Below are 3156 nucleotides of genomic sequence, written 5' to 3' on the forward strand. Positions count from 1 at the left end.
CATTTCTTCTTCGTACATCTCTTTATTAGATAGTTTATGAATTTCTTTAATCGCATTCGTATCTTCTTTCATACGATTAATATAGTGTGGCACTGGTTTTACATTAAAATATCTTTCTCCATTTACATATCCATGGCTCCCAGCACCTGCACCATAATATTCATTATTTTTCCAGTATGTCTTATTATGCATCGATTCATACTTTGGATCTGATGAAAAATTTGATATCTCATATTGGTGATATCCTATTTCTTTTAAACCTTCTATTACACGTTCATATCGTTGCCCTTCGACCTCAGAATTCGCTATGTGTAATTTTCCTTGTTTAATTTTGTTATAAAAAATCGTATGTTTTTCAATAATCAATGAATACCATGAAATATGTTTTGGCTGTAACACTTTTATATTATTCAATGAGTCTTCAATATGCTGAAATGTTTCCCCGGGCAAATTATACATAAGATCAATCGAGTAATTATCTAAACCAATTTTTTCCATATGATTAATAGAGCGATAAATATCATCAAAATTATGTGTACGTCCAAGCACTTTTAATAACTCGTTATCGAATGTTTGTACACCGAGAGACACACGATTTACACCGTATTCTTTTAATAGACTGATTTTTTCCGTCGTTAACTCATCTGGATTTGCTTCGAACGTATACTCGTGACTGACATTAAAATTATCATTAATAAATGAAAGTAATCGTTCAAGCTGGTTCATATTTAAAGCGGTTGGTGTTCCACCACCGACATATATCGTTTTTAAATTTCGTTCTTTTAAATACTTTAATTCTTTAATTAACATTTCTACATACGTGTCGACGGGCTGATTATCGAATTAAAAACTTATTAAAGTCGCAATATGCACAAATTCGATTACAAAATGGGATATGAATATATAGGCTATCCATAATTGCCTCCTTAAAAAAAATAGAGAAATCATGAAACATGATTTCTCTTTTAAAATAATCAATTAGTCTTCATCCATACGTAATACTGCTAAGAAAGCTTCTTGTGGAATTTCAACTGAACCAACAGCTTTCATCTTCTTTTTACCTTCTTTTTGCTTTTCTAGTAGTTTACGTTTACGTGATACGTCCCCACCGTAACATTTAGCAAGGACGTTTTTACCAATCGATCGTATATTTGTACGTGAAATAATTTTATTTCCGAGTGCTGCTTGAACAGGCACTTCAAATTGCTGACGTGGAATTAACTCTTTTAGTTTCTCTACGAGTGCACGTCCTCTTTGATATGCAAAGTCTCTATGAACGATAATACTTAATGCATCGACGACTTCGTTATTTAATAAAATATCCATTTTAACTAATTTCGATTCTTTATATCCGATGATTTCGTAGTCTAAACTCGCATATCCTTTCGTATGAGACTTTAGCGTATCGAAGAAATCAAATACGATTTCTGCTAATGGTATTTCATATTTAACATTCACGCGAATATCATCTAAATAATCCATCGTAATGAAGTTACCACGGTTCTTCTGACAAAGTTCCATCACTGCACCAACATACTCGTTTGGTACCATAATCTCTGCTTTTACATAAGGTTCCTCAATATAATCGATTAAATCTTGTTTTGGCATTTGTGACGGGTTATCTACGTTATGTACTTCACCGTCTGTCGTATGCACTTTATAAATAACTGAAGGTGCTGTAGCAATTAAGTCAATACCAAATTCACGCTCTAATCGTTCTTGGATAATCTCCATATGAAGCATTCCTAAAAATCCGGTACGATAACCAAATCCTAATGCTTGAGAAGATTCTGGTTCAAATTCTAATGCAGAATCATTTAGCTGTAATCTTTCAAGAGCTTCACGTAAATCTACGTAGTCTCCAGAATCAATTGGATATAGTCCACAGTACACCATCGGGTTCATACGTTTATATCCAGGTAACGGTGTGTCCGTTGGGTTGTTCGCATGTGTTATCGTATCACCAACGCGTGCGTCAGACACTGATTTTACTTGTGCTGCTAAAAATCCAACGTCTCCAACAGTTAGTTCGTCTACTGCCATCGGAGCTGGCGTATGTATGCCGACTTCAGTTACTTCAAATTCCGTACCTGTTTGCATCATACGAATTTTATCTCCGACTTTAACCGTTCCATCAAATACACGGATCGACGAAATCGCCCCACGATATTGATCGTATTCAGAGTCAAAAATTAATGCTTTTAAAGGTGCAGAAGGATCACCTTCAGGTGGTGGTACAGTTTCTACGATACTTTCTAATATATCATCGATACCAATATCCGCTTTAGCAGATGCACGTACCGCATCGTCTTTATCTAGACCGATGACATCTTCAACTTCCTGTGCAACACGCTCTGGATCTGCAGCAGGTAAGTCTATTTTATTAATTACAGGTACTAATTCTAACTCGTTATCTAATGCAAGATAAACGTTCGCAAGTGTCTGTGCTTCGATACCTTGTGCAGCATCGACGACTAAAATTGCACCTTCACATGCCGCGAGAGAACGTGATACTTCATAAGAGAAGTCGACGTGCCCTGGTGTATCAATGAGGTGGAAAATATACTCTTCTCCATTTGGTCTTGTATATTTTAACTGAACAGCGTTTAACTTAATCGTAATACCACGCTCTTGTTCAAGCTCCATTGCATCGAGTAGTCTGTCGGACATATCACGTGCAGCTACTGATTCTGTATGCTCAAGTAATCGATCCGCTAATGAAGATTTCCCGTGATCGATATGAGCTATAATAGAAAAGTTTCTTATTTTCTTTTGTCTTTCTAAACGCTTTTTGTCGTCCATAATATATCCAACACCTTTACTAACAATTGAATTAATTATATCAATTTCATATAGTTTCATCAATTCATTTTGAAAGTGTACATTGCATTACACTTGTAAATCTGATAGAATATTTTTGTTGCAATCAAAGTTGTACAACTTTTAACTCTGGAGGTGCAAACATGGCTAACATTAAATCAGCAATCAAACGTGTTAAAACTACACAAGCAGCTACTGAACGTAACATTGCTCAAAAGAACGCAATGCGTACTGCAATCAAAGTTGCAGAAACTGCGAAAGAGAATAACGCTGAAAATGTTGAAGAATTAGTAAACAAAGCAATCAGCTTAGTTGATAAAGCTTCTAACAAAAAAC

At 35.3% G+C, this 3156-nt stretch carries 3 protein-coding genes; 1 reads left to right on the top strand and 2 read right to left on the bottom strand.

Translation table 11 applies throughout. From position 1 onward, the window contains the following. On the bottom strand, positions 1-810 hold an 810-nt coding region (gene hemW / locus TJ68_RS01705; RefSeq protein WP_052327247.1), incomplete at its 3' end, for a radical SAM family heme chaperone HemW. Positions 811-978: 168 nt separating this feature from the next. After that, on the bottom strand, positions 979-2802 hold the full coding sequence (lepA, locus tag TJ68_RS01710; protein ID WP_040928397.1) for a translation elongation factor 4: 1824 nt from the start codon (positions 2800-2802) through the stop codon (positions 979-981). Between the two features lie 161 nt (positions 2803-2963). Here lepA and rpsT point away from each other — a divergent pair. Beyond that, positions 2964-3156 (top strand): 30S ribosomal protein S20 (rpsT, locus tag TJ68_RS01715; RefSeq protein ID WP_040928396.1); only part of this gene is annotated, 193 nt, incomplete at its 3' end.

The organism is Nosocomiicoccus massiliensis (assembly GCF_000438455.1).
GTDB classification, from domain to species: domain Bacteria; phylum Bacillota; class Bacilli; order Staphylococcales; family Salinicoccaceae; genus Nosocomiicoccus; species Nosocomiicoccus massiliensis.